At 64.8% G+C, this 20,930-nt stretch carries 18 protein-coding genes and 2 pseudogenes; 9 read left to right on the top strand and 11 right to left on the bottom strand.

What is annotated here, in order from left to right; all coding sequences use genetic code 11:
• Positions 1 to 208: 208 nt before the first annotated feature.
• Complete coding sequence (locus tag B5M41_RS09240; protein ID WP_134647692.1) at positions 209 to 1,729, top strand: ABC-F family ATP-binding cassette domain-containing protein; 1,521 nt, start codon at positions 209 to 211, stop codon at positions 1,727 to 1,729.
• On the opposite strand, the gene B5M41_RS09235 is transcribed toward B5M41_RS09240, so the two are convergent.
• The 4 genes from B5M41_RS09235 to B5M41_RS09220 form a co-directional block, all read right to left on the bottom strand.
• Positions 1,718 to 2,476 carry an RES family NAD+ phosphorylase gene (locus B5M41_RS09235; RefSeq protein ID WP_134647694.1) on the bottom strand — a complete coding sequence of 253 codons (759 nt, stop codon included), beginning with the start codon at positions 2,474 to 2,476 and terminating at the stop codon, positions 1,718 to 1,720. The two genes, B5M41_RS09240 and B5M41_RS09235, sit on opposite strands and share 12 nt — an antisense overlap.
• Complete coding sequence (locus B5M41_RS09230; RefSeq protein WP_134647696.1) at positions 2,436 to 2,813, bottom strand: MbcA/ParS/Xre antitoxin family protein; 378 nt, start codon at positions 2,811 to 2,813, stop codon at positions 2,436 to 2,438. The genes B5M41_RS09235 and B5M41_RS09230 overlap by 41 nt, the downstream gene beginning before the upstream one ends.
• A gap of 160 nt (positions 2,814 to 2,973) precedes the next feature.
• Positions 2,974 to 3,150 (bottom strand): hypothetical protein, encoded by a 177-nt coding sequence (locus B5M41_RS09225; RefSeq protein WP_160870848.1) that lies wholly within the window; start codon positions 3,148 to 3,150, stop codon positions 2,974 to 2,976.
• A 144-nt stretch (positions 3,151 to 3,294) separates the two neighbouring features.
• The gene (locus B5M41_RS09220) at positions 3,295 to 3,717 is read right to left on the bottom strand and encodes an organic hydroperoxide resistance protein (RefSeq protein WP_134647698.1); all 423 of its coding nucleotides are present in this window, start codon (positions 3,715 to 3,717) and stop codon (positions 3,295 to 3,297) included.
• Between the two features lie 108 nt (positions 3,718 to 3,825).
• Between B5M41_RS09220 and B5M41_RS09215 the strand changes: the two genes are divergently transcribed.
• From B5M41_RS09215 to rnd, 6 genes and pseudogenes are all read left to right on the top strand, one after another.
• Positions 3,826 to 4,317, top strand: coding sequence for a MarR family winged helix-turn-helix transcriptional regulator (locus B5M41_RS09215; protein WP_134647700.1), 492 nt, complete (start codon positions 3,826 to 3,828; stop codon positions 4,315 to 4,317).
• Positions 4,318 to 4,418: 101 nt separating this feature from the next.
• Complete coding sequence (locus B5M41_RS09210) at positions 4,419 to 6,371, top strand: sensor histidine kinase (protein ID WP_134647702.1); 1,953 nt, start codon at positions 4,419 to 4,421, stop codon at positions 6,369 to 6,371.
• Complete coding sequence (locus B5M41_RS09205) at positions 6,340 to 6,714, top strand: response regulator (RefSeq protein WP_134647704.1); 375 nt, start codon at positions 6,340 to 6,342, stop codon at positions 6,712 to 6,714. Before B5M41_RS09210 ends, B5M41_RS09205 begins: the two co-directional genes overlap by 32 nt.
• A 109-nt stretch (positions 6,715 to 6,823) precedes the next feature.
• Entirely contained in the window at positions 6,824 to 8,065 is a 1,242-nt protein-coding gene (locus B5M41_RS09200; protein WP_134647706.1) for an MFS transporter, read from the top strand.
• Positions 8,066 to 8,292: 227 nt separating this feature from the next.
• A pseudogene (locus B5M41_RS09195) lies at positions 8,293 to 9,646 on the top strand (multicopper oxidase family protein).
• Between the two features lie 166 nt (positions 9,647 to 9,812).
• Entirely contained in the window at positions 9,813 to 10,958 is a 1,146-nt protein-coding gene (rnd, locus tag B5M41_RS09190) for a ribonuclease D (protein WP_134647780.1), read from the top strand.
• 3 nt (positions 10,959 to 10,961) lie between these two features.
• On the opposite strand, the gene B5M41_RS09185 is transcribed toward rnd, so the two are convergent.
• Entirely contained in the window at positions 10,962 to 11,369 is a 408-nt protein-coding gene (locus B5M41_RS09185; protein WP_134647710.1) for a DUF2000 family protein, read from the bottom strand.
• Here B5M41_RS09185 and B5M41_RS09180 point away from each other — a divergent pair.
• Both B5M41_RS09180 and B5M41_RS09175 read left to right on the top strand, forming a co-directional pair.
• A complete protein-coding gene (locus tag B5M41_RS09180) occupies positions 11,356 to 12,273 on the top strand; it encodes an AraC family transcriptional regulator (protein WP_230640033.1) in 918 nt (305 codons plus the stop codon). The genes B5M41_RS09185 and B5M41_RS09180 overlap by 14 nt on opposite strands.
• 97 nt (positions 12,274 to 12,370) lie before the next feature.
• Positions 12,371 to 13,729: an esterase-like activity of phytase family protein gene (locus B5M41_RS09175; RefSeq protein ID WP_134647712.1), complete on the top strand. Its 1,359-nt coding sequence runs from the start codon at positions 12,371 to 12,373 to the stop codon at positions 13,727 to 13,729.
• Between the two features lie 124 nt (positions 13,730 to 13,853).
• On the opposite strand, the gene B5M41_RS09170 is transcribed toward B5M41_RS09175, so the two are convergent.
• The 6 genes and pseudogenes from B5M41_RS09170 to B5M41_RS09145 all read right to left on the bottom strand — a co-directional run bounded on the left by B5M41_RS09170 (position 13,854) and on the right by B5M41_RS09145 (position 20,903).
• Complete coding sequence (locus B5M41_RS09170) at positions 13,854 to 14,438, bottom strand: DUF922 domain-containing Zn-dependent protease (RefSeq protein WP_134647714.1); 585 nt, start codon at positions 14,436 to 14,438, stop codon at positions 13,854 to 13,856.
• 8 nt (positions 14,439 to 14,446) lie between these two features.
• Complete coding sequence (gene ppx / locus B5M41_RS09165; RefSeq protein WP_134647716.1) at positions 14,447 to 15,967, bottom strand: exopolyphosphatase; 1,521 nt, start codon at positions 15,965 to 15,967, stop codon at positions 14,447 to 14,449.
• Positions 15,968 to 15,979: 12 nt separating this feature from the next.
• A pseudogene (locus tag B5M41_RS09160) lies at positions 15,980 to 18,109 on the bottom strand (RNA degradosome polyphosphate kinase); the annotation flags it as partial.
• A 449-nt stretch (positions 18,110 to 18,558) separates the two neighbouring features.
• Positions 18,559 to 19,254, bottom strand: coding sequence for a DnaA regulatory inactivator HdaA (gene hdaA, locus B5M41_RS09155; protein ID WP_134647720.1), 696 nt, complete (start codon positions 19,252 to 19,254; stop codon positions 18,559 to 18,561).
• Between the two features lie 22 nt (positions 19,255 to 19,276).
• Positions 19,277 to 20,413, bottom strand: coding sequence for an AI-2E family transporter (locus B5M41_RS09150; RefSeq protein WP_134647722.1), 1,137 nt, complete (start codon positions 20,411 to 20,413; stop codon positions 19,277 to 19,279).
• Between the two features lie 286 nt (positions 20,414 to 20,699).
• Positions 20,700 to 20,903, bottom strand: a complete 204-nt coding sequence (locus B5M41_RS09145; RefSeq protein ID WP_167718894.1) for a DUF1127 domain-containing protein — start codon at positions 20,901 to 20,903, stop codon at positions 20,700 to 20,702.
• Positions 20,904 to 20,930: the final 27 nt, after the last annotated feature.

Below are 20,930 nucleotides of genomic sequence, written 5' to 3'. Positions count from 1 at the left end.
GTGCCGTGAAGGTCGGCTTCCTGCCACATCGCACACATGGCCCTGGTTTTGCCCTGCAAATGCGTTTGCAGGGCTGATCGGAACGAACACACTTTCTTTTCTGGTCTGCCCTTCCGGCGATGCGGTCCACCGCATCGAATGTCCTTGCGCCTCCGCGTGACCGACGGCCGATGCCGCGCCGCGGGGCCTTGAAGACCAGAGAACTTTCATGTCGCTCATCAATATCCGTGCGCTCGGCGTCACGTTTTCCGTCCCGCTTTTTTCGAATCTCAACCTTGCCGTCGCCAGCGGCGACCGCATCGGGCTCATCGCCGCAAACGGGCGCGGCAAATCCACGCTGCTGAAATGCATCACCGGCGCCTTCGAGCCGACGACGGGCGAGATCACCCGCGCCCGTGGCCTGACCGTCGGCCATATGGAGCAGCATATCGCGCCCGGGCTTGAGGCCCTGACCTTCCGTGAGGCGGTGCTCGATGCGCTGCCGGCCGAGCAGCGGGACAGCGAAAGCTGGCGGGCGGATGTCACGCTGGAGGAACTGGAGGTGCCGCAGGAGCTGCGCGAGCGTCCGCTTGCGGCGCTGAGCGGCGGCTGGCAGCGCATCGCGCTGATCGCCCGCGTGCGCGTGAGCGAGCCGGACGTGCTTCTGCTCGACGAGCCCACCAACCATCTCGACCTGGAAAAGATCGCCCGGCTGGAAAGCTGGCTCGCCACCCTGCCGCGCGACATGCCGGTCATCCTTTCGAGCCACGACCGCGCCTTTCTCGATGCGGTGACGAACCGCACGCTGTTCCTCAGGCCCGAGCGCTCGCAGCTCTTCGCCCTGCCCTATTCCCGCGCCCGCGCCGCGCTGGACGAGGCGGATGCCGCCGAGGAGCGACGCTTCGAGAAGGACATGAAGACGGCGGCGCAGCTGCGCCAGCAGGCGGCGAAGCTGCACAATATCGGCGTCAACTCCGGCAGCGACCTGCTGGTGGTGAAGACCAAGCAGCTCAAGGCCCGTGCGGAGCGGATCGAGGATGCGGCGCGTCCCGCCCATCAGGAGAACGCCGCCGGCGCCATCCGGCTCGCCAATCGCGGCACCCATGCCAAGGTGCTGGTAACGCTGGAGGACTTTCCGGTCGAAACACCCGACGGCACGCTTCTCTTCCGCACCGGCAAGAAATTCATCTGCCAGGGCGACAGGATCGTGCTGCTGGGCCTCAACGGCACCGGCAAGACACGGCTGGTGCGGCGGCTGAAGGCGGCCATCGAGGGTGAGGCGCAGGAGGGCATCAAGCCGACGCCCTCGCTGGTGCTCGGCTATGGCGACCAGGCGCTTTCGGACCTGTCGGACGACGAGACGCCGCATGGCACGATCATCCATCGCTTCGATGTGGGCGACCAGCGGGCGCGCAGCCTGCTGGCCGGCGCGGGCTTTTCCATGGAGATGCAGGGCCGGCCGGTGGGGTTGCTGTCGGGCGGGCAGAAGGCCCGGCTCGGCATGCTGGTGCTGCGCCTCACCAACCCGAACTTCTATGTGCTCGACGAGCCGACCAACCACCTCGATATCGAGGGACAGGAAGCGCTGGAACGGGAGCTGACCGCCCAACAGGCGAGCTGCCTCTTCGTATCGCACGACCGCGCCTTCGTGCGGACGGTGGCGAACCGCTTCTGGCTCATCGAGAAGCGGCGGCTGGTCGAGGTGGACGGTCCGGAAGACTTCTTCGAGGAAGCCGCGCTATTTGCGTAAGGCAATGCGCGGATCGCCGGCAAAATCCTCGCGGGAAAAGCCGATGCGTCTTGGCGGGTGGTCGCAGAGCGCCTGCACGCCAAGCGGCGAAAGCCGGATGCGCCAGGTCTGGCGCTCCACCGGCTTCGGCGCGGCAAAGCCTTTTGCCGTAAGCAACGCCATGTTGCCGCCGGCGCCGGGATCGCGCACCGAGCGATAGAGAATGGCGTCGATGCCGGCTTGCCGCGCGGCATCGGCCAGCGCCTGACAGGCGGCGTAATCGGTCGGGTGCGTCCATGAGGCCGCATCGCGGTCGAGCGGCGGGCGGGTGAGATCGATCGCCTGTCCGGTGGCGATGGCGGCGGAAAAGGCGGTGTAGTCGGCGGCATTGGCCGGCAGCGGCGTCGCGGGGGATTCGGAAAAGAACAGCAGCCGGTAGAAGGCCATTTCGGCCAATGCCGTCTCCACCGTCAGCCCGGCATAGTAGACGCCGAGCGTGCGGCCGGCGCGGCGGAACCGCGAGCCGTGCGGATAGGCCGCGCCATAGCGGAAGGGTGTGGCAAGCAGGTAATCGAGGCCGGCGCATTCGGGCGGCAGCACGGGCTTGCTGTCTTCGAGCAGGTCCTCCAGCAGCGCCTGCTCGTCCAGGGTATCGACGAGCTTCAGCGTGGAGACGCGGTGCTGCGCCTCGATGAGCCGCCAGACCTCGCCTGCGAAGGGCCGCGCCTCAGACGAGAGCGCGACGGGCGTCCAGATAGGCAAGGACATCGACAAGGCCGGAAATGGAAACGATACGATCGACGGGACGGGCCTGGAGAGCCGTGTTCTCCGCGCTCATCCAGGCGCGGGCCACCCCCTCGTCGCCGCCGGTGATGGCATCGAGCGAGCGGAACAGGCGCACGAGCAGCACGGCGAGTTCGAAGGGCTTGGTGCCGCGTTCGAGAAGCACATCCTGCCGCTTGAGTCGCGAGACCGTCGCCTCGGAAACGCCGATGACCGCCGAGAGGATGCGCGCCGTCAGCCCGAGCCGCTCGGCCGCATTGACCGCCGCCTTGGTGAGCACGACGCCTTCGGCATTGGCCTGAAGAACGGGTTTGCGCTGCATGATGCGATCTCCTTTCATGAGAAAGAATATAGCCTATATTTTTCCAATGACAAGGGAGAGGTGGATTGCGCGGACCCAATCGGCTCAGGACCGTATCGACGGCAAAGAGCCCGGATGCAGGGGACATCCGGGCCTTCGGGGAGGCCATGAACGACAAGGGTTACTTGCAGACCTTGATCTTCTTGATCACGACATTGCCGTAGTAATCGTAGGACTTCACCTTCTTGATGAAGCACTGGGGCTTGTAGCCGTAGCTGTAGTTTCCGGCCTGCGAGGGTGCGGCGAAGGAAACGGCGGCGACGAGGGCGATGGTGGCGGAAACGATGAACGTGCGCATGGGTCTCTCCTGATCTCTGGGGTGACGAGCTGTTCTCGTCCGGTGATCAGAAGGTCTCACGGCGCGGCCGCATGCGCTGTTTCCGGGGGAACAAGCAAAAGGCCGCCCCGGACAAGGGACGGCCTTTCGAATTCGGGCGCCCGATCAGACGACGGTCGTCTTGACGTCCAGGTTGCCGCGGGTGGCGTGGCTGTAAGGGCAGACGACATGCGCCTTCTTGACGAGATCTTCCAGCACGGCCTTGTCGACACCGGGGGCGGACACTTCCAGCGATGCCTCGATGCCGAAGCCGCCGCCATCTTCGCGCGGGCCGATGCCCACGGTCGCGGTGACCTTGGCATCATCCGGGATCTTCACCTTCTCCTTGCCGGCGACGAACTTGAGCGCGCCGAGGAAGCAGGCGGAATAGCCGACAGCGAAAAGCTTTTCGGGGTTTGCGCCGGTGGCGCCATCGCCGCCGAGTTCCTTGGGAACGGTCAGCGTGACATCGACGGTGCCGTCTTCGGTTGCGCCATGGCCGGCGCGGCCGCCGGTTGCAGAAGCCTTGGTCCTGTAGAGAATGGGCATGGGTGTCTCCTTTCCTGTGTTGATGATTGTTGATAGCGCAAAATTAGATTGTGCGCAATATGATTTTGCAAAATTGCAATTTCGGTCGTTCCATGCGACAATGGCACCATGACAGACAAACGTGACGAAGCCGAGACCAACGACATTCCGCCGGGCGCGCTGGCCCTCGACCAGCAGCTCTGCTTTGCCGTCTATTCCGCGGCGCATGCCATGAACCGCACCTACAAGCCGCTGCTCGATCCCTACGGCCTCACCTATCCGCAATATATCGTGCTTATGGCGCTGTGGGAGGAGGACGGCCGCACGGTCAAGGCGCTGGGCGAGACGCTCGGGCTCGATTCCGGCACGCTCTCGCCGCTCCTCAAGCGGCTGGAGGCGGCGGGCCATATCCGCCGCGCCCGCGACAAGGCCGACGAGCGGCAGGTGCTGATCACCCTCACGGACAAGGGCAAGGCGATGCAGGGTTCGGCCATCGGCATCCTCAAGGCGATCCGCCAGGCGACGGGCTGCACCGTGGAGAGCGTGCGGTCGCTGACGGGGGAGCTGCAACAGCTCACCGCACGGCTGGAAGCCGCCGCGCGACACGATACGGCCGCCTGACCGGCCTTTCCCCAGTTCCTTCATCCGCAGACCTTTAGCCGGCCGGCCCTTCCCGCTAGAGTGCGCCACGCGGCGGATCAGAACCGCGTCTGGGGGAACGATTGAACTGGCAGTGGTCCTGGCAACGGGCAAACATTGCGGCGGGCACCTGGTGCCTCGTCGTCGGCATGGGCATGATGACGTTCTGGCTCGCGGAGCCGGCCGCTCTTGCCGCCCGCCTGCCCGCCCTTCTCGGCATGAAGTTCAATGCGGCTCTCGCGGCCGCCATGACCGGTGCCGCCGTCCTCTTCACCTCGCGCGGTTTGCGGACGCTGCCCGCGCTGATGTTGGCGGTGGTCCTGACCTATGGCGTGCTGGCCCTGTCGCAGCACGTCCTTGCGATCGATATCGGCATCGACACGCTCCTGAACACGCCCTTCGTAGACATCGGCACCAGCCGGCCGGGCCGCATCGCGCCGAACACCGCCCTCTGCTTCATTCTCGTCAGCCTGGCGCTGCTGCTGCGCGTCATCAGGCGCAAGACCGACGCCGTGCAGGTCGTGCTCGGGCTCTCGGCCATCATCATCGCCGCCGCGGCCCTCATCGGCTATGCGATCGCGCTCGATATCGCGCATGACTGGATCCGCTTCACGCGCATGTCCATCCCGAGCGCCAGCTGCTTCATCGCGCTCGGCATTTCCATCGTTTTCGTCGAGACCGAGGAGACCGGCTTCCATCGCTCCACCCTCGCCAGCATCCTGGGCCTTTCCACCTATCTCGTGCTGCTGGCGATGGCCTATTACGAGCTGGCCCGCTACGAGGTCGCCTTCGGCATCACGTTTACGGCGGATACCGGCAATGCGCGCTCCACGCTCACCTCGCTCATCGTGATCTCCGGCCTCCTCTATGGCGGGCTGGTCGCGCATCTCTATTTTTCGTCGAGCCGGGCACGCGGCATGGCGGACGACCTCGCCGAAAGCCGCGCTCAGCTTGCCGCCATCATCGACAATGCCGTGGACGGCATCATCCTGATCGACGACCGCGGCACCATCCTCAAGGTCAACGCGGCCTGCACGCGCATCTTCGGCTACGATCCCGACGAGATGATCGGCCAGAACGTCAAGATGCTGATGCCCGATCCCTACCACCGCGAGCACGACCGCTATATCGCCAACTACCAGCGCAGCGGCGAGGCCAAGGTCATCGGCATCGGCCGCGAGGCGGAGGGCCGGCGCAAGAACGGCGAGGTCTTCCCGCTCGACCTGGCGGTCGCCCGCATCGATCGCCACGGCTCGACGGTCTATAGCGGCATCGTGCGCGACATTTCGGACCGGAAGGAGAGCGAGCACGCGCTGATCGAAGCCAATGCCGAGCTCGAGGAATTCGCCTATCGCACCTCGCACGACCTGCGCTCGCCGATCGCCTCGTCGATGGGCCTGCTCAACATTTCGCGCATGATGCTGGCCGACGGCGACCTCAAGGGGCTCGGCCAGACGCTCCAGCGCATGGAGAAGAATTTCGGCCGGCTCGACCACCTCATCCAGAACATCATCACCATCACGCGCAACCGCCTGATGGAGGAGGAAAAACGCCCGATCGCGCTGCGTGCCGCCGTCTCCGATGCCGTGGATTCGCTCTCTCACCTGGAGGAATTCAGGCGCATCCACATCGAAAATCACATCCCCGCAGAATTGACAATTATTAGCAATCCATCGAAATTCGACGTCATCGTCGGCAACATGCTCTCCAACGCGATCAAGTATCACGATCCGCAGGAGGCGCAGCCGAGGATCGATATCCGCGTCCTCCGCTCCGCCGGCGGGATACGACTGTCGGTGGAGGACAACGGTCTGGGCGTTCCGCCCGCCAGCCGCCATTTATTGTTCAGGATGTTCAAACGGCTGCACCCCAACCGGTCCTTCGGCAGCGGGCTTGGCCTTTATATATTGAGGAAAAGCGCGGAATCGCTCGGCGGCAGCGCGCTTTACGAGGCAAGGGACAAGGGCAGCCGGTTCATCATCGAGCTTCCCGTCGAGGAAAAACATGAAAATCCAGTCGATCCTGGTCGTCGATGACGACGAGAACGATCAGTTCATCTGCGAGTACACGATCCGCAAATACGACCCGGCCATCCATGTGCTGAAGGCCTTCGACGGCGCGGAAGCGCTCGACGTGCTGCGCGGCGACACGCCCGATGCCATCATCCTCGACATCAACATGCCCGTGATGAACGGCTTCGAGTTCCTGGACCGTTACGCGGAGGAATTCGAGGTCCATGCCCCCATCGTCGCCATGTTGACCAGTTCGCGTCTCGGCAAGGACCGCGAGCGGGCCATGCAGTACGATTTCGTCAAGAGCTATTTCGAAAAGCCGCTGGTGCCCGACCACTTGCGCATGATGGACGAACTGCTGGGCTGAGGCGGTTCGGGGCGTTCTCGGTTGTGGCCACCACCCACAACCCAAACGATTTGCACCCCGTTTCGCTTTCCCGCCTGCCTTTCCGTGAAAGCTTCGCCATAGTGGGCGCATGTCCACGATTCGCCCCCTGATTCCGCTTCTTATCACCGCCGGCATCCTGATCGGCGGCAATGGGTTGCAGGGCACGTTCATCGCGTTGCGCGCGGCCAATGAAGGCTTCTCGACCTCGGTGATCGGCATCGTCGGCGCGGGCTACAGCATCGGCTTTGCCATCGGCTGCATCTACGTGACGCGCGTGCTGCGGGCCATCGGCCATATCCGCACCTTCTCCGCCATGGCGGCCATCGCGTCCGCCTCGGCCATCGCCATGGTGCTGGTCATCGATCCCGTCTTCTGGTTCGCCATGCGGCTCGTCGCCGGCATCTGCTTTGCCAGCCTCTTCGCCACCGTCGAAAGCTGGCTGAACGCCGCCGTCACCAATTCCAACCGGGCGCGCACGCTCTCCGTCTACCGCCTGGTCGACCTCGGCTCGGTGACGGCAGCGCAATATGTCATCCCCGGCTTCGGCATCGGCGGGTTCGAGATCTTCGCCTTCATCGCCATGGCGCTGTCGCTGTCGCTCGTGCCGATCTCGCTTGCCGACCGCTCCAGCCCCACCGTGCCGGAGGCGATCCGCTTCGACGTGAAGAAGCTGTGGAACATCTCGCCGCTCGCCACCGTCGGCTGCATCGTCGTGGGCCTGACCAATGCGGCCTTCCGCAATCTCGGGCCGATCTATGCCCACGACATCGGGCTTTCGGTGACGGCCATCGCGAGCTTCATGAGCGCGGGCATCGTCGGCGGCGTGGTGCTGCAATATCCGCTCGGCATCTATTCCGACCGGCTCGACCGGCGCCTGATCATCCTCGTCGCCACGCTGGGCTCGACGCTTGCCGCGCTCTATCTCGCCTTCTTCGCCGGCGGCAACGAATGGAAGAACCTCGTCGGCATCTTCGTCTTCGGCGCCTTCGCCATGCCGCTCTATTCGCTCTGCTCGGCCCACGCCAACGATCATGCCGGCGAAGGCGAGCATGCGCTGGTTTCGGCCGGCATGCTGTTCTTCTGGTCCTGCGGCGCGATCATCGGGCCGCTCTTTGCGTCCGTGCTGCTGCAGTTCTTCGGGCCGCAGGCGCTGTTCCTCTACACCGCCATCATCCTCTTTGCCTTCATGGGCTATACGGCGCTGCGCATCAGCGCGCGGCCGGGCGTGCCGACGGGCGCGCGCCGCAGCCGCTTCCGCAACCTGCTGCGCACCTCCTTCTTCTTCAACAAGCTGGCCGCCCCGGAAAAGGAGCGCGACACCAAGCCCTGAGCCTGCGGCAATCTGATCGCGCGCAGGTTATTGCTGAGATATGCGCTCAGGTTTAGAAGGATAAGGCATTTCGCGTCGCCCCCTCACCCCGCCTCCGCTTCGCTCGGCGGACCTCTCCCCGAGGGGAGAGGGAAACGGAAACGCTGCGGCACATCGCTTCTCCCCTCGGGGAGAAGGTGCCGGCAGGCGGATGAGGGGTTGCGCTGAACGTTACCGAGGGAACCGCCATGCTGACACGCCGCACGCTGATGAAGGGCGCACTCGTCGCCGGCGCCTATGCGGGCGGCATGGGCCTTGCCGGCCAGCTCGGCAAGCCGGCGAGCGCCAAGGCGGCAACCACGCTTCTGACCCGCCGCACCGATGCGCTGATCACGGACAAGGGGCCGACCAGGGCGGCCATGACCTATGGCGGCGCCGAGGTGCCGCCGGTGCTGCGCATGCGCCGGGGCGTACCCTTCGCGCTGCGCCTCGAAAACGGGCTGGACGAGCCGACGACCGTGCACTGGCACGGGCTGCGCATCGACAACAGGATGGACGGCGTGCCCTTCCTCACGCAGCCCTATGTCTATGGCGGCGACGGTTTCGACTATGCCTTCACGCCGCCCGATGCCGGCACCTTCTGGTATCATCCCCATTGCAACACGCTGGAGCAGATGGGCCGCGGCCTTGCCGGCGTGATCGTGGTGGAGGACCCCGCCGATCCCGTCTTCGACGCCGAGATCGTGCTCAACCTGCGCGACTGGCGGCTGGGCGGCGACGGGCAGTTCATCGCGCAGTTCAAGCCGCGCGATGCCGCCCGCGCCGGCACCTTCGGCACGGTGCGCACCGCCAACTGGCGCCAGACGCCGCAATACGATGCGCCGGCCGGCGGGCTCGTGCGGCTGCGCATCGCCGCCACCGACGTCACCCGCATCCTCACTCTCAATGTGGATGGCGCGGACGCCCTCGTCATCGCCGCCGACGGCAATCCCGCGGCAGACCGTTTTGCGCTCGATCACCTGATGATCGGCCCCGGCCAGCGACTGGACCTCGCGCTGCGTATGCCCGAGACCGAGGGCGCCATCGCTGCGCTGATGGACCTGCGCGGCACCAAGCCCACGACGCTCGTCACCTTCCGCGCCACCGGCGCATCGCTGAAGCGCAATCTCCAGGATCTGCCGGCGCTGGCCGCCAACCCCCTGTCCGAACCCGACCTTTCGGCGGCGACGGAAATTCCGTTCATCCTGTCGGCCTCGGCGGAAGAGCGCCCGAAGGACGGCATCTGCGGCTCGCTCGGCTACAATTTCTGGGCCATCAACAAGGTGCCGTGGGCCCGAGATGAAGGCGGGCAGGACCTATATCTTCAATGTCGAGAACCCGACGCCGCAGGTGCACCCGCTCCACCTGCACGGCCTCGCCTTCAAGCCGATCAACTCCAACAAGCAGGCGCTTCGCCCGCATTTCTCCGACACCTATCTCATCCTGCCGGACGAGAAGGTGCAGCTCGCGCTGGTTGCCGACAATCCCGGCGACTGGGTGTTCCACTGCCACATCATCGAGCACCAGAAGACCGGCATGACGAGCTATGTGCGGGTGGCATAACCTCTCCTCCGTCATGCTCGGGCTTGACCCGAGCATCCACGCCCGCATGACGATGGTGGTTGGGGCACGGGCACCCGTGCTCAAGTTTTCGATTGTGGCAAAACCGTGGAACGTCTAAAGCTGCCCGATCCAAAAAATCGAGAAAGCCGGCCAAGTCCTTATGCAGATCATCGAGACAACCGCAGCCCTTCGCGACGCCTGTGAGACGCTCGCCCGTTCCGAGTATCTGACGATCGACACGGAGTTCCTGCGGGAGACGACGTTCTGGCCGGAGCTTTGCCTGATCCAGCTTGCCGGTCCGGAGACCGAGGTCATCGTCGATCCGCTGGCCAAGGGCCTGGACCTTGCGCCCTTCTTCGAACTGATGGCCAATCCCGATGTGCTGAAGGTGTTCCACGCTGCACGGCAGGACATCGAGATCATCTTCAACCGCGGCAACCTGCTGCCGCATCCGATCTTCGACACGCAGGTCGCGGCCATGGTCTGCGGCTTCGGCGACAGCGTGTCCTACGACCAGCTCGTGCAGAAGATCAAGGGCGTGCATATCGACAAGTCCTCGCGCTTCACCGACTGGAGCCGCCGGCCGCTCACCGAAAAGCAGCTCGAATATGCGCTGGCCGACGTCACCCACCTGCGCGACGTCTATCTGGCGCTCAAGGAAAAGCTGGAAATCGCCGGCCGCTCGCTGTGGCTGACGGAAGAAATGGCCGTGCTGGAATCGCGCGAGACCTATGACCTGCATCCCGACGATGCCTGGCGCCGCCTCAAGATGCGCGTCAAGAAGCCGGTGGAGCTGGCCGTGCTGCAGAAGGTGGCCGCCTGGCGCGAACGCGAGGCGCGCAGCCGCAACGTGCCGCGCTCGCGCATCCTCAAGGACGACACGATCTACGAGATCGCCCAGCAGCAGCCGGCCGATGCCGAGGCGCTGGCACGCCTGCGCACCATCCCCAAGGGGTGGGAGCGCTCACAGTCGGGCGCCGCACTGCTGGAGGCCATCGGCGAGGCGCTCGCCATCCCCAAGACCGACCTGCCCCGCCTGCCGCGCCAGAACCATGTGCCCGAAGGTGCGGCCTCGGCCAGCGAGATGCTGAAGGTGCTGCTCAAGATCGTCTCCGAAAAGGAAGGCGTCGCGGCCAAGATCATCGCCAATTCCGACGATCTCGAAAAGATCGCCATCGAGGGCGAGGCTGCCGAAGTCGCCGCCCTTTCCGGCTGGCGCCGCGAACTCTTCGGCGAGACTGCCCTCAACCTTATCGGCGGCAAGGTCGCGCTGCGCTTCGTCGACAAGAAGATCGAGGCCGTCGAGCTTTAAGCCTCACGCATGCAGCCGGGCGCCCTTGGTGATGCGGTCCACGGTCTTCCTGTCGGCGTGCATCGCGATGCCGACGATCTTGGCATCGTCAGGGCCGAACGTCGCGAAGACCGCGCGATTGGCTTCGTCATGGCCGGTCGAGAACATCTCCTCGATATAGACGGACGTGGGCACCGCCCGTTCGAGCGCGCGGGCATGGATCTTCGACAGCGTCGCACCGTCGGCCGACAGGACGATGATCGGCTGCACGCTGAGCGCGTTATAGACATGGCCGGCCGCATCGCGATAAGCTTCGCCGATCAGGTCCGGCTTCTGGCCGATGATGCCGCTCGACAGGAACGCGGTGACATTGAGCTTCTGCCACACCTCCAGATCCTCGCGCAGCACGACGGCGAACTTGGTATCGAACATTCGAATATACTCCCGGGAAAAGGCTGCGGACCATTCCGCTGACAATGCGATAGCAGGCGCGGTCGAGGGCCCGCTTGAACGTTCGTGCACGGACAGGGACAAGGACCGCATCGTCGTGGCCCCCGAGCTTGCCGGCATCGAGCGGATCGAGGCGCGATTCCGCGGCAAGGGCTTCGACCTGCACCGGCACGATACCTATGCGCTGGGCGTCACCATGGCCGGCATCCAGACCTTCCGCTATCGCGGCGCGTCGCGGTTCAGCCCGCCCGGCAATGTCATCGTGCTGCATCCCGACGAGTTGCACGACGGCGCGGCCGGCACGGATGACGGGCTGACCTACCGCATGATGTACATCCCGCCGGAACGGTTCCTGCCGGCGACGGCCGCGCGCGGCCGCGCCCTGCCCTTCGTGGCAAGCCCCGTCGTCGACGATGTCGGGCTGGCGCGGCTGCTCTTTGAGGCCTTCGGCAGCATGGGAGAAGCGTTCGAACAGCTGAAGTTCGACGAGCTCATGGCGGAGATCGCCACCGCCTTGCTCGACCATGCTGGCGCGCCGAAGGCCCGGGCGGAACGGCTCGCACAGCAAGAGGTGCTGCGGGCCTGCGCCTTCCTGCGGGAAAACATCGTCCGGCAGGTCAGCGCTCAAGACCTCGAAGAGGTGACCGGCCTCGACCGCTTTGCACTTGCCCGGCAGTTCCGGCGGGTGCTCGGCACCAGCCCGCATCGTTATCTCGTCATGCGCCGCCTGGAATGCGCCCGCGCCCTGATCACCGCGGGCGAGAGCCTCGCGGAGGCCGCCTTCGCCAGCGGCTTCGCCGACCAGGCCCATCTCAGCCGCCACTTCAAGAAGGCGCACGGCATGACGCCCGGCCGCTTCGCGGCACTTGCCGCAGGGCGCGCCTGATCCACACTCCGTCACGAAAGCGACAAGCAACTGTCAAGCAGCGGTCATGCGCGATGCCTATCAACTGGCGTCGCTTTGCAAACCCATGGGGATGATGATGACCAGGCACCTTTTCACGACCGCTGCCCTTTCGTTGCTGATGACCACGACCGCATTTGCCGCGGAGACCGAATTTACCGCCACGCTGAAGGCGCATGCGATCCTTCCGGCCAACACGATCCTCGCGGCCCCCGATGACGCGGCCGATTACCTGAAGACCTCGGGCAAGTTCACCACCGCCGACCGCAAGCGCACGGAAGCGCTCGCCACGGTCATGGGCAAGGATGGCGTGCGCGAGACCGGCCTCGCCCTGCCCTTCGCCGGCCAGCCGATGCAGGGCTTCTCCGGCATCAAGGCCATGGAAGACGGCACGTTCTGGACGCTTTCGGACAACGGCTTCGGCACCAAGCTGAATTCTTCCGACGCCATGCTGATGCTGCATCATGTGCGTTTCGACTGGGACAAGGGCACGATGGAGCCGATCACGACGCTCTTCCTGTCCGACCCGGACAGGAAGGCGCCCTTCCCCATCGTGATGGAAGGTGCGGCCAAGCGCTACCTCACCGGCGCCGATTTCGATGTCGAATCCATCCAGCCCGTCGCGGACGGTTTCTGGATCGGCGAGGAATTCGGCCCCTATATCCTGAAATTCGACCTTGAGGGCCGGCTGACCGACGTCATCGCCACCGCGGTCGACGGCAAGCCGGTGGCCTCCCCCGACAATCCGGCGCTTGCCGTGCAGGCCGATCCGTCCAAGGCGATGCCGGCCTTCAACCTCAAGCGCTCCGGCGGCTACGAGGGTCTGGCCCTGTCGAAGGACGGCTCGAAGCTCTACGGCCTGCTCGAAGGCCCGATCTGGCGCGACAATGCCACCGTCGAGCAGGCCGACGGCCGCCCGGCGCTGCGCATCATCGAGCTCGACGTCGCATCCAAGGCCTGGACGGGCCGCAGCTGGCTCTATCCGCTGGCCGAAGGCGGCGAGGCCATCGGCGATTTCAACATGCTGGACGCGACGACGGCACTGGTGATCGAGCGCGACAACGGCGCGGGCACGGCCGACAGGGCCTGCGCCGATGCGAAGGACCCGAAGCCGGACTGCTTCGCCACGCCTTCCAAGGTCAAGCGCATCTACAAGATATCCATGACGGACGACAATGCCGGCAAGGCCGTGCGCAAGATCGGCTATATCGACCTCCTGAAGATCGCCGATCCCGATAACAGGAAGCGCCAGGGCGGCGGCGACGGCTTCTATGACATGCCGTTCGTGACCATCGAGAATGTCGACCGCGTGGACGACACGCACATCATCGTCGGCAACGACAACAACCTGCCCTTCTCGGCCGGTCGCGCGCTCGACAAGGCCGACGACAACGAATTCGTGCTGCTGGAAGCGGGCGCGTTCTTGAAGGCAGAGTGAGGCTGCGCGAACCGGTTATGCCAGGCGGCGGCCTTCCCATCGCCGCCGTCTGGCTTTGAACACCTCTCCTTCGTCATCCTCGGGTCGAGCCCGAGGATGACGAGGGAGAGGTCGGTTCAGTTAGTTACCGCGGATCGACAAACTGCAGGATCAGCTGGTGGACATTGCCGCCCTCGCTCATTTCGACCTTGTCGAAATCGCGGCTGCGGGCGCGCTGGGCCTGCGAGAGCTCGCCGAGGCGGGCCTGGAGCGCGGGGCGGATCTTCTTGCAGGCCGGATCGTCCTCGACGCGCATGCCCACGCTCATCGCCTCGATCTCCTTCACCATGTCCTTGATGAAGTCGCCATGGATTTTCTCATGCGCGGTTACGCCGGCGATGAAGGTGTCCCAGCGGCTCTTCATCGGCTCGGAAAGCTTGGTCTTCAGCTGCGGCAGCGTGTAGGTGATGATGAGCTTCGGCTTGTTGACCGTGATGACGCAGGCATTGCCCTGCCGCTCGTATTCGCGCGTCCAGGTCAGCTTGAAGCCGGTATGGGCGATGACACGGGCCACGCCGAGTTTCGGGCCGCGCTCGCCGATGGAGCGGTAGATGTCGAGACCCGTCGCACCCTGCACCGAATAGGGTTCGACACGCTCCACCGCCTGCCAGTCCTGCGCCATGGCGCCGGTGGCAAGGAAAAGGCCGATGAGAAAGCTCGTCATACGCATGGTCGGCCTCACAGGAACCTGTAGGCAAGCTTCTTGCCGGTGAGCCGCGCAAGCTGCTGGAGGCGCGCATCAAGCCGTTCGCCGGCGAGTTCCGCATGTTCCGGCGGCACGATCAGCTCGAGATCGACATCGGGCGTGCTCGACTTGCGGAAGGCGAGATGCGGCACGACGCCGGGCATGGAGGCCGAGAACGGATAGACGACGCGCAAGAGGCCGCCCACCAGCTTGGCGAGTTCGCGCAGGCGCGGCGTGGCGATGGAGGCGAGCGAACTGCTGACCGTATCGTCGTTCAGGCCCTCGAAGCGGTAGTAGTTCGTCAGCGCGATGAAGGCGCGGCCGGGATGGGTGATGCCGATGAACGTGCCGTGCGCGATGAGGTTCAGTGCCTGAAGCCCGCGATAATCGGGATGGGCGCGCCAGCTGATATCGGCCAGCAGGCAGGCCGCCTCGCGATAGCGCCGCTCCTCCTCAGTCTCCGTCACGCCGAACAGCGGCATCGCGCGGCCGGTCCATTCGGCAAGCTCGCGGGCATGTTCGGGCGAGCGGGCGCGCAGGATCGCGAGTTCGCCGGCGGCGGCCAGCAGCGGATCGCGCGCCTTCTCGCGTTCCGGCAGCAGCGAATAGAGATAGCCCTCGCGCACGCCCTGCGCGGAGAAGAGGACCCGCGACGGCTTCATGATCGCGATTGTCTCCTGAAGCGCGACGGCGCCGAAGGGCAGCAGGTTGCGGCGGCTCTTGGAGATCGCCGCATAGGCCGGATCCTTCTGGTCCTTGGCCGTGACGATGTCGGTCAGGAAATCCATGGCGTCGGAAAAGCTCAGCTCGTAGCCCTGGATCATGTGGAGCGGATAGTTCTGCACTTCCATGTGCAGGGCACCGATGGCGCGCCAGGTGCCGCCCACGGCATAGAAGGTGCGGCCGGCTCCGTTCTTCAGGAGGTTGGCGGTGCGCAGGAACTTGCGCGCGACGATGCGCGCCTGCGCGGGCGAGCCACCCGAGGCCTCCGAAAGCCGGATGCCGCCCAGCGGCAGCGTGATGCCCTTGCCGATCGCGCCGCCCGCGACATCGATCAGCTCCAGCGAGCCGCCGCCGAGGTCGCCGACGATGCCGTCAGGATCATGGAAGCCGCTGATGACGCCGAGCGCGGAGAAATAGGCCTCCTCCTCGCCGGTCAGCACGCGCACCTTCCGGCCGAGGATCATTTCCGCCTGGTGGATGAAATCGGGGCCGTTCTCGGCCTCGCGCGCCGCCGCCGTCGCCAGCGCGAACATGGTGGTGGCGCGGGCCTGGACGGAAAGGGCCTTGAAACGATGAAGGGCCGCCAGCGCGCGGTCGACGCTCGCCTGGTCCATGCGGCCGGTCCGCGCCAGCCCCTTGCCGAGGCCGCACATGACCTTCTCGTTGAAGAGCGTGGCCGGCGACCGGCTCATGCCCTCGTAGATGACAAGACGAATCGAGTTGGAACCGATATCCACGACCGAGACCGGGGCAATTCCAGGCAACCGCCCCTGCGCTTCAGATTCGACCATGCATATCCAGTTTTACTTCTTGCGGCGGCCTTGCCAGCCCGCGATCGCCTTCGGTGCCGAGGACTTCAGGGCCTCGCCCCGGCCGGACAGGCTGGGGTTGGTCATGAAGTAGTGCTGAGCATTGAACGGCTCGGCACCGGGCTGCACTTCCATGCGCCGGGACGTTCCGTCGGGAAGAATCTCGTAGCTCTGCTGGTTGTCGATGAGATTGCCCAGCATGATCTGCGAGAGTACCTGCTCATGCACCGTCCGGTTGATCAGAGGCACGAGTGTCTCGACCCGCCGGTCCAGGTTGCGCGGCATCATATCCGCGGAGCCTATATAGACCAGCGCCTTGTCGGAGGGAAGCCCGTGGCCGTTGCCGAAGCAGAAGATGCGGGAATGCTCCAGGAAGCGGCCGACGATGGACTTGACGTGGATATTGTCCGAGAGGCCCGGCACCTGCGGGCGCAGGCAGCAGATGCCGCGCACCACCAGATCCACTTCCACGCCCGCCTGGCTGGCGCGGTAAAGCGCATCGATGATCTCGGGGTCTACAAGAGAATTCATCTTCATCCAGATCGCCGCCGGCGCGCCGTTCTTCGCATGCGCGATCTCCTCGTCGATGTGACGCAGGATGCGCGGGCGCAGCGTGTAGGGCGAGAAGGCGAGCTTCATGCCGGCCTCGGGTTCGCCATAGCCGGTGATGAAGTTGAAGATGTTCGCCATGTCGTTGGCGATGGTCGGGTTGCAGCTGAAGAAGGACAGGTCCGTGTAGATCTTGGCCGTGACCGGGTGGTAGTTGCCCGTGCCGAGGTGGCAATAGGTGCGCAGCCTGCCCTCCTCGCGCCGCACCACCATCGACATCTTGGCGTGGGTCTTCAATTCGATGAAGCCGAAGACGACCTGCACGCCGGCGCGTTCCAGGTCGCGCGCCCAGCGGATGTTCGCCTCCTCGTCGAAGCGGGCCTTGAGCTCGACCAGCGCCGTCACCGACTTGCCGGCCTCGGCGGCATCGATCAGCGCGCGCACGATGGGGCTGTCGTTGGAGGTGCGGTAGAGCGTCTGCTTTATCGCCAGAACGTCAGGATCGCGCGCAGCCTGGAGAAGGAACTGGACCACCACGTCGAAGCTTTCGTAGGGGTGGTGGACGACCATGTCCTTTTCGCGGATGGCGGCGAAGCAGTCTCCGGCGTGCTCTCGGACGCGTTCGGGAAATCGCGCATTGTAGGGCTCGAACCTCAGGTCGTTGCGCGGCGCCTTGGTGATCTCCGACAGCGTGTTGAGGGCAAGCAGGCCCGGCAGGACGGCGACGCGGTTGTCCGGCACGTTGAGTTCGCCGACCACGAAGCGGCGCAGCGATTCCGGCATTTCGGAATCGGTCTCGATGCGGATCACCGATCCGCGGCGGCGGCGCTTGAGCGCGGTCTCGAAGAAGCGCACGAGATCTTCCGCCTCTTCCTCCACCTCGATATCGCTGTCTCTGATGATGCGGAAGGTGCCCGAGCCGCGCACGATGTAACCGGGGAAGAGCCGGCCGATGAACAGCCCGACCACATCCTCCAGCGTGATGTAGCGGATGGCGCCCTCGGCATCCGGCAGGCGGATGAAGCGGTCGAGCGCGACCGGCAGGCGCAGCAGCGCCGTCATCGGCTCCTTGCCCATCGTGCTTTCCAGCTGGAGGCCGATGGAGAAGCCGAGGTTGGGGATGAACGGGAACGGGTGCGCCGGATCAATCGACAGCGGGGTCAGGACCGGGAAGATCGACTGGTTGAACTCCTGCTGGAGCCAGACCTTGTCGTCGCTCGTCAGCGCCACCGGGCGCACGATCAGGATGTCTTCCTTGGCAAGATACTGCTGGAGCACGGCAAGCGAGGCCTGCTGCTCCATCTGGAGATTGTCGATCTCCTTCAGGATGTCGTCGAGCTGTTCGGCCGAGGTCTTGCCGTCGGGGCTGCGGATGGCGATACCCTGCCGCACCTGGCCTTCGAGGCCGGCGACGCGCACCATGAAGAACTCGTCGAGATTGGCCGCGGAGATCGACAGGAAGCGCACGCGCTCGAGCAGCGGATGGGCTGTATTGAGGGTTTCTTCAAGGACGCGGCGGTTGAACTGGAGCCAGGAGAATTCCCGGTTGATGAAGCGCTCCGGGCTCGCCATCAGCGCTTCGACATCGACGCTCGCGCCGTCCGGCTGCGCATCCGCGACGGGATTTTCGGGGGAAAGGTCCGGGTTCGCCGTGTCCATGAGAAGTCCGTCCTGTCTGCCGCCATCCATGACGGAAACGATTTCTGCTTTAACGCGAAGCGCTTAGCGCAGTTTGACGACAGAACTGTGACAGTCAATCGGCGACGATGGAAAAGGTTGCCGGTGGACACCGAAAGCGGCGTTTCTTCGTTAGGGCGTCTCCCTGACAACCGGGCGCTTCGCCTATGGAATCGTGCGGGTCCGTCATACTCCCTTCTCCCCGTCGGGGAGAAGGTCGCGGCAGCGGGATGAGGGGGCGTTACGTCGAGCAGTCCCCCTCATCCGGCCCTTCGGGCCACCTTCTCCCCGTGGGGGAGAAGGAGAGGCGGCCGACAGATCGGAGGGGGTGTCAGCACCCGGCCATGCTATTCGTCGAGATCACCGGGGCCGACCATCTCGCCCAGCACCTCCTGCGCCAGCTGGCGGGTGATGCGGCTGCCGCGGGCAAGGGCAAGCCGGTCCAGCCGGTCCACCAGCGTCTGCGCCGCCTCCAGCGAGCGCTCCATGCGCGCCACGATATAGGCGACCAGCCTGTCGTCGACGAAGAGCTGGCGGTCGGCGAAGAGCTTGACGATGACCTGCGACAAAAGCTCGTCGTCGGGCTCGCCGATCTCCACCACGGTCGCCGCCTTGAGGCGCGAGCGCAGGTCCGGCAGCTCGACGACCCAGGACATCGGCCAGAGCCGCGATGTCATGAGCAGGGTGTGACCGTGCTGGCGCACATTGTTGATGATGTGGAACAGGGTGCGGTCGTCGAAGCCGGCGCGGTCGGCATCCTCGATGAGCACGGGCCCCTGTTCGGCAGCCTCTTCGGCGCCGGTTCCCGGCATCGCTTCGATGAGGCGTGCGCCGCTGCGCTCGCGCCAGATCGCGGCAAGATGGGATTTTCCCGAGCCGACGGGACCGGCGATGACGACGACGGGCGCGGGCCAGTGCGGCCAGGCATCGATCATGGCGACGGCCGCGTCGACGGGGCCGGCGACCAGCAGGTCGTCCCGTCCCGTGGCGGGATCGTGCCCGAAGGCCAGCGGCAACTGTTCGGCAGTCTTGCGCGAGGTCATGCGTCTACCCGGGTACTCTGTCTCACTCACCGCGCGGCAGGCTTTCCTGCGGCAGGCTCTCCTCCAGGAGAATGGGCTTCTTGCTGCCGTAGTAGAGGTCGCTGTCAAGGTAGCGGTTGAGGCCGAAGCGGACAAGCACGCCCACGGCGGCCGCCGCCGGCACGGCGATCATCAGCCCGACGAAGCCGAACAGCGCGCCGAAGGCGACCAGCGCGAACATCAGCCAGACCGGGTGCAGCCCGACCCGCGAGCCCACGAGCTTCGGCTGCAGGATATTGCCCTCGATGAACTGGCCGGAGAAGAAGATGCCGGCGATGAGCGCGATCATCCAGTAGTCGGGCCAGAACTGCACGACGGCCACGCCGATGGCCAGAACCAGCCCGACCAGCGAGCCGACATAGGGAATGAAGCTGATGATCCCGGCGAAAAGGCCGATCAGCAGGCCGAAGTTCAGGCCGGCGAAGGACAGGCCGACACCGTAGTAAAGGCCGAGGATGATGCAGATGGAGCCCTGCCCGCGCACGAAGCCGGCGATCGCCGCGTCCATTTCCGACGCGATCTGGCGGACATCGGCGACATGGTCGCGCGGCACGCAGCTGTCCACCTTCTCGATCATGCGGTCCCAGTCGAGCAGCATATAGAAGGCGACGACGGGCGTGATGACCAGCAGCGAGACGATGTTGACCAGCGCCATGCCGGAATTCCACAGCTGCTTGAAGACCGTGCCGAGGAAACCCGCGCCTTCCGCGAGGATGGAGGAGAAGCTCTGCTTGATCGTGTCCATCTGGCTGCTGATCCAGCTCGGCAGCAGATCGGGATTGAAGCTCGCGACCAGCTGCTGGAGCTGCGTGACATAGGCCGGCAGCTTTTCCAGGAAATCGGCGGCCTGGGTCGCCAGAAGCGGGATGATGATCATCAGCGACAGCGCGAAGAGCACGACGAAGGCGACGAGGATCAGGACCGTCGCCATCATGCGGCTGAGGCCGAGCCGCTCCAGCCGGTCCGCCACCGGATCGAGGAAATAGGCCAGCGCCATGCCCGCGATGAAGGGCAGCAGGATATCGCTGAAAATCAGGAGGAAGATCACGAAGACGATGAGCGCGATGATCCAGAAGACCACCTGCCGCTTCAGTCCCGCGCCGCTGATATGGGCTGACATCGCGCCTCTTCCCGTGTTTGCCGTTATATCAGCAGATAGGATGCGGGCCGGAGAAACGTCAAGGCTCGGCGGCTATAAGTGGAACCGGTGCCACGTTTTCCTCGATTTCCCCATTGATGGGCGGCGCTTGTGAGCATCTCCCGACAAGGGGGAGATCGGTTTGGGGGCCGGACGTTTGCGGCATTAGGTCGTAAATGCCACCATGCCTGAAATTGCGGCTACCATGGCTCCGGTTAAACGGAGAATGCCCAGTTATCGGGGCCGCAGAAGCCGTTGGGGCCTGATTTCAAAACTCGACTTCACATTTCGTCGGATGAGGAATGTTCTCCGGGTTGATGCCTATGTCCCGTAGACGTTGCTCAGTAAGACGACTCAGGTCTCGCTTGAGATAACGCAGTGTCTGCCGCCGCTGCTTTTCCTTGTTGAATCGACGCACCAGGTCGCGCATTTTTGAATTAAAAAAACTGATTGCAATTTTGACCGAGATCATCGGTATATTCCTTTTAAAATTCTCACA

Source organism: Shinella sumterensis, assembly GCF_004514425.2.
GTDB lineage: Bacteria > Pseudomonadota > Alphaproteobacteria > Rhizobiales > Rhizobiaceae > Shinella > Shinella sumterensis.
Note: the sequence above shows the minus strand (reverse complement) of the source record. Positions and strands in the feature narration are given on the sequence as shown.

Bases quoted from the DNA above. Each gene is read 5' to 3' on its own strand.
- B5M41_RS09240 (WP_134647692.1), top strand. From the start codon at position 209: ATGTCGCTCATCAATATCCGTGCGCTCGGCGTCACGTTTTCCGTCCCG.
- B5M41_RS09235 (WP_134647694.1), bottom strand. From the start codon at position 2,476: ATGTCCTTGCCTATCTGGACGCCCGTCGCGCTCTCGTCTGAGGCGCGG.
- B5M41_RS09230 (WP_134647696.1), bottom strand. From the start codon at position 2,813: ATGCAGCGCAAACCCGTTCTTCAGGCCAATGCCGAAGGCGTCGTGCTC.
- B5M41_RS09225 (WP_160870848.1), bottom strand. From the start codon at position 3,150: ATGCGCACGTTCATCGTTTCCGCCACCATCGCCCTCGTCGCCGCCGTT.
- B5M41_RS09220 (WP_134647698.1), bottom strand. From the start codon at position 3,717: ATGCCCATTCTCTACAGGACCAAGGCTTCTGCAACCGGCGGCCGCGCC.
- B5M41_RS09215 (WP_134647700.1), top strand. From the start codon at position 3,826: ATGACAGACAAACGTGACGAAGCCGAGACCAACGACATTCCGCCGGGC.
- B5M41_RS09205 (WP_134647704.1), top strand. From the start codon at position 6,340: ATGAAAATCCAGTCGATCCTGGTCGTCGATGACGACGAGAACGATCAG.
- B5M41_RS09200 (WP_134647706.1), top strand. From the start codon at position 6,824: ATGTCCACGATTCGCCCCCTGATTCCGCTTCTTATCACCGCCGGCATC.
- B5M41_RS09185 (WP_134647710.1), bottom strand. From the start codon at position 11,369: ATGTTCGATACCAAGTTCGCCGTCGTGCTGCGCGAGGATCTGGAGGTG.
- B5M41_RS09175 (WP_134647712.1), top strand. From the start codon at position 12,371: ATGACCAGGCACCTTTTCACGACCGCTGCCCTTTCGTTGCTGATGACC.
- B5M41_RS09170 (WP_134647714.1), bottom strand. From the start codon at position 14,438: ATGCGTATGACGAGCTTTCTCATCGGCCTTTTCCTTGCCACCGGCGCC.
- ppx (WP_134647716.1), bottom strand. From the start codon at position 15,967: ATGGTCGAATCTGAAGCGCAGGGGCGGTTGCCTGGAATTGCCCCGGTC.
- hdaA (WP_134647720.1), bottom strand. From the start codon at position 19,254: ATGACCTCGCGCAAGACTGCCGAACAGTTGCCGCTGGCCTTCGGGCAC.
- B5M41_RS09150 (WP_134647722.1), bottom strand. From the start codon at position 20,413: ATGTCAGCCCATATCAGCGGCGCGGGACTGAAGCGGCAGGTGGTCTTC.
- B5M41_RS09145 (WP_167718894.1), bottom strand. From the start codon at position 20,903: ATGATCTCGGTCAAAATTGCAATCAGTTTTTTTAATTCAAAAATGCGC.